2 protein-coding genes and 1 pseudogene are annotated in these 5,456 nt (G+C 56.7%); all 3 read left to right on the top strand.

Translation table 11 applies throughout. The features are described 5' to 3' along the window. Positions 1-518: 518 nt before the first annotated feature. The 3 genes and pseudogenes from ACN0SE_RS20005 to ACN0SE_RS19995 all read left to right on the top strand — a co-directional run bounded on the left by ACN0SE_RS20005 (position 519) and on the right by ACN0SE_RS19995 (position 5,280). A complete protein-coding gene (locus ACN0SE_RS20005) occupies positions 519-3,449 on the top strand; it encodes a hypothetical protein (RefSeq protein ID WP_417526291.1) in 2,931 nt (976 codons plus the stop codon). A gap of 229 nt (positions 3,450-3,678) precedes the next feature. Then, positions 3,679-3,948 (top strand): annotated as a pseudogene (locus ACN0SE_RS20000) (calcium-binding protein); the annotation flags it as partial. 24 nt (positions 3,949-3,972) lie between these two features. Further along, positions 3,973-5,280 (top strand): hypothetical protein, encoded by a 1,308-nt coding sequence (locus ACN0SE_RS19995; protein WP_417526292.1) that lies wholly within the window; start codon positions 3,973-3,975, stop codon positions 5,278-5,280. The last annotated feature ends 176 nt before the right edge of the window (positions 5,281-5,456 follow it).

Below are 5,456 nucleotides of genomic sequence, written 5' to 3'. Positions count from 1 at the left end.
CCACCTCCGTCCCTGCCGTGGTGGCGATGAATCATGTTTCTTGATAAGCGTCGAGGTCAGAGTTTTTCAGCAGCCTGCTTTCACCACGCGATTCTTTTTTTGTTTGTTCAGCAACCAACGGAACGTAGTCTGGACTTACAAATTTTAGGAAGGGCAGGAAATGATTACTTCGCCGATATCACTCGGCACGCCTTTTGCAACCGGATTGAGGCTTCAAGTCACTCAAGCTCCGGCTGGAACAACTAGCCACGACGGCGATCTGTACTATGGATGGGATTTCACTCTTCCATCGGGATCAATTTTAAATGCAAATGTGCTTGCGGTGGCGGACGGAACGGTTGTCTTCGTTGAAGAGGGCGTTCCGGACGGAACCGCGGCAAGCAGTCTCTACGGCGGTTTGACGGATGCGGGCCCACGCGACCCGTCACTAGGACCACCCGGTGCGCTCGGCAACGTAGTGACAATTGCGCATGACCTAGAGGGGCAGACCTTTTACTCCTTACTCCAGCTATCTCCACTTGGCGCAGGATTCGGTGCCGCTGTCGATTGGCGATGAGGTCGTTTCCGGCCAGATCATCGGTTCAGTCGGAAACACCGGGGTGCGGACCGGCACGCATCTGCACCTAAACATCGGTGAGACACTGGGGAGCTACACCAATGGCAATGGCGTCAGCTTCCCCGACTATCAGATCGCGGAAGGCTTCGACGACGGCGGCACGCTGCTCGGCTTCATCGATTTCCTGGATTCACCACTCGCAAACCAAGAACTTCCGGAATTCACAGAATTCGTGAGTTCTACTGCGCCAATCACCTCGAGTGATCCTCGTCATGCGCCGATAAGTGACTTTGATATCATGCGTTGGGGGATGTTAGGCGCTCTCGAGGCGTACAAGACTGGCACACCTGATGACAATAACACCCCGGATGATCCACTGGGTGGTCTCGAACTGGAGTTCGGAAACGAGATTACTGTTCTCACTGATGACCACCTTAGTATCACCCTCGATCCATATCGCCACAGGTTTAACGAAGCCGGCCTCTTTATCGCGAGGCCCAATCTTCCTGGGGAACCTATTGATCAAGAAACAGCTCAGGCAATACTAGCGACAGCTAATGTTGGAGGCGCCAATACACTGATGCTGTCATTCAGGGGAACCGATAGTCATGACGCTAGATTAGTCAATGGTCTACCGGCTTTTTTCCATGGGCAAACGTTCGAGTATCGGGGGATTATTGCGCACTATGAGGCGTTTCGACCCCTGATCGAAGCCGCTAGAGAGTACATTATCGATACGAACTCAAATGATGCGATCACCGAGAAGATTGAGAGGTTCATTGTTAGTGGGCATAGCCTGGGCGGCACAATGGCTGATGTGTTTGCAGTGTCTGACTCTGTACAGTTCGAATTTATTCCAGATCTTGAACTAAAAGTTGTCTCCGTCGGGTCAGCTGGCTTTGACAGAAAAATTGCCGATCTCCTGACCCGGATCAACTATGAAGTTGCTGATATTAACTGGGGCGGCCACTTTTTTCGCGACGAAATTACCGGGGTCAACTCGCCGGAATGGTTTCTTGGCGTCTCAAATTCGTTGGATCGAGTGACTCATCCTCAAAAAGACGGATCTCCAGGACTGCTAGGAGATGGAGTTGACTTATTACGATTCCTTACTCCGAATTCCGTTCTGGAGAATAATATCGGCTTTGACCGTTCCTCAGGCTTCATAGACATTGACCTCCCAAATCATGACAATATCGATGTCAGTTATTTTAATAGCGCATACTTTGTCAGAGGTTTCGGCCTGCGGCACAATCCCAATCTCTACTTCAACAACCTTCAAGCGCTAAGTGATTCGCCTCTAAAGGAATTCTATCAACCCGGCACGAGCATAATCATGGGTCATGGCAAGCCGTTCTATGGGGCGCTGTGGGATGAAACGAGTGCTGGCGACAACGGTGTCCAGTTTGCGGCGCTTCAGGGCGGCGTCGGCGACGATTTTATTCTTGGGCTTGAAGGCGCGGACGTCCTCCGCGGCGGCAACGGCAACGATCTTTTGGATGGGGGAGCTGACGGTGACGAATTGCATGGCGGTGGCGGGAGAGACTCTCTCTCTGGCGGTTCGGGAAACGACAGGCTCATTGGCGGTTCTGAGAATGACGATCTTTGGGGGGGAGGCCACAACGACGAATTGCTGGGTGAAGGTGGTAACGATCGTCTTTTCGGCGATGGAGACGACGACACGTTGAACGGGGGCAGCGGACTCGACAGACTCTGGGGTGGGCCGGGGAATGATGTCTTCGTTGCGGACGATGGTGATACGATCGAGGACTATAGAACCGGAAATTTCGGTAGTTATTCTGCAGTCGAAAGCGACGTGGTCGACGCGTCTTCACTTGCCTCTGTGGCTTGGGCAGGCGGGGCGGGAGAAAGTGTCGCCAGCCTGGTGCGCACACGTTTTGATATCGGCAGGCGAAGCGTCTTGCTGGAGGTTGATCCTGGCGGTGCGGGCGCAGCGCTAGGGTGGCAAACGGCCGCATCCTTTGCGGCGTTGCCTGAAGGCGCAAGGATCGATTTGATCCTGGATGCCGCGAGTACTACGGCAGACGCTCACATCGTCCACTGCGGATCACCCTTCAGTTGGTCGATTACGCCCAATTCTGCGCAGTTTGGCGAAGCCGACGGCAGCGCTACATTCACCCTAACACGGCCAGATTCGGCATTCGATCAGACGATCTACGTCAGCACCACGGTTGTGCATGGGTCTGCCAACAACGGCGATTATACCTTCCTGGTTGATCAACCGCTGTTCATCCCAGCCGGCAGACAATCTGAATCCATAACGATTGACATATCTGATGACGCTCAATCCGAGGTGCCGGAATCCTTCGGCTTAATTGCGCAGATGATCCCGGATGCGGACGTCACACAATACCTCGCCGCGGCAACCTTCACGATCATTGACGATGATCATCCGACGCAAACGTCATTCACGAGCGGCGACGATTGGGTCCTGGTTCCGATTTCCCCGGGTACCTTTTCTTTCTCTGATCCCGGCGGTGAAGACACCGCAATCGTGGACTTCTCAGGCCAAGCCGTCGCGACTTGGATGGAGAATTACTTAGGAGTGGGGGGAGGCACGCGGATACAAACTTATGAGTACACATCCGGGCAGCGCTCCACCACAGATTTGATCGGCGTCGAGAACATCGTTTTAATTGGAAGCGATTATGCTGACGAGTCTTCTGCCTTAAATGGAGATAATCTGTTATTGGGAAACGGGGGACCGGACTGGCTTGATGGTGGCGACGGCAACGACACGATCTTTGGGGGCGACGGCGACGACCTCCTTTATGGCGGCTATGGCTTTAATGTTCTAAGCGGGGGCACCGGAAACGATTATATTGCATCGGCCTTCGTTGACGCAATTGACGGGGGGGGACGGAACAGATGAGTTAGAGCTTTTTCGTGGTAGCACGCCGACGGCGCAAAACGTCACATTTGACAATCGCAGCGGTAGTGCATCTTTTGCGCTGGCGGACGATACAACTGTCACTGGAATCGAACGGTTAGCGTCTCTGACAACCGGCAGCGGCGATGACCGGCTGGCGTTGATCCTCGGGGCTGGCATCGGCGAGGGGAGTTACACTTGGGACGCCAATAGCGGCGAGGACACAGCTGTCGTGAATTTCACGGGGTTTTCGACGGACATCCACGCCTCTTGGGGCCGCACTTCGGACTATAGGGTACGAACCGGCGACAACAGCCACGAAATCTCATTCGAGAACGTAGAGAACTACCATTTGATCACCGCCAGTGGCGACGACGTGCTTAGCGGCGGAAACGGCAACGACACGTTCGACGCTGGTGCAGGCAGTGACCAATTGAACGGCGGGAGCGGCAGGGATGTTCTGCGCGGAGGCGCGGGAGACGATACCCTGGTGGGGGGATCGGATGAGGACACAGCTGTCTTCGATGTGACTAGTGATACTGTCACTGCGCAGCTGGTCTTGGGCGGGCTGCAACTGACTTCTGAACTCGGGGTCGATTTCGTAGCTGCCGACATCGAACATTTCCAGTTTCTCGACGCCATTCTCAGCTATTCGCAGACCAGTGCGCTATATTCTGCACCCACTTACACCGGAGACGGCAACGCCAACCTTATGACCGGATCGACCAGGGAGGAAATTTTTGAAGCGCTCGGTGGCAATGACTGGATCAATCCGGGTGGGGGGGCCGACACCATCGACGGCGGCGAAGGTCACGACATGGTGTCGTTCTACAACCTGCCCAACACCCCCGGGCGGACCAATGTCGAGTACCGCCTCGACATCGACCTCTCGGCCGGCACCGGGGTCAACCATGACGGCTCTGAACAGCTGCAACTGAGCAATGTCGAGCGCGTCACCGGCACCGTCTTTGCCGACCGGATCAAGGGCGATGCCGGCGACAACGAGCTGCGCGGCCTCGGTGACTACGACTGGTTCATCGCCACCGAGGGCAATGACACCATCGACGGCGGCACCGGCCAGGACATGCTGTCCTTCCTCGACTACCAGTCCTCGGCGGCGAATGTGGTGGCCGACATCTTCTCCTCGAACGGCCTGCCGCCCTCGGGCACGCAGGCCTCTGGCCTGGTCGTCGACCTCGCCAATCCGGCCAACAACACCGGGCTGGCGGCGGGGCTCGACCTGACCTCGATCGAGCGGATCACCGGCTCGGGCCGGCAGGACGTGTTCTACGGCGACGACGGCGAGAACGACTTCCGGGGCTTGGGCGACTACGACTGGTTCGTCTCCTCCGAGGGCGGGCGCGAGCGCTATTTCGGCGGCGACGGCATCGACACGGTGACCTATTACAACGCCGGCGCCGGGATCATCGCCAACCTGTCGAACGGCGCCCGCGTCAACGGCCAGGAAACCGGTTACGGCTCCGGCGGGGTGGCGGCGCGCGATCTCTACTTCGAGATCGAGAACCTTGTGGGCTCGCGCTTCGACGACGAGCTGCGCGGCTCCTTGGGGCGCAACCAGCTCAACGGGCTCGAGGGTGACGACTTCATCTTCGGCTACGGCGGGGTGGACTACCTCAAGGGCGGTCTCGGCGATGACGTCATCGACGGCGGCGGCGGCTCGGACTATGCGCTGTTCGACGGCAATGCGGCCGACTACACGCTGACGCGTTCGGGCAACGAGGTGACCGTGACGGGTGCGGATGGCACCGACCGCCTGGTCGACGTGGAATACTTCCGCTTTGATGATGTGACGTTGGATATCTGGAACTTGTAATCGGCAGAGAGCGATCCGACCACGTCTGTTTCTCCCATAAGCGTCGGGAGGCCTTGCTTTCATGGCAAACTCCTGACGCAGCAGCTCTGTCGGTGAGGTCTGAACTGATGCGGTGGATGCCCCCACCCAGCGGCATCTCGTATGCCATGATGGTTCCATAGGAACCAAGTGGAGGG

Origin of the sequence: Marinovum sp. (genome assembly GCF_048263515.1) — a bacterium.
Taxonomy (GTDB): Bacteria; Pseudomonadota; Alphaproteobacteria; order Rhodobacterales; family Rhodobacteraceae; genus Marinovum.
This window is presented reverse-complemented; position numbering and strand designations above follow the sequence as displayed.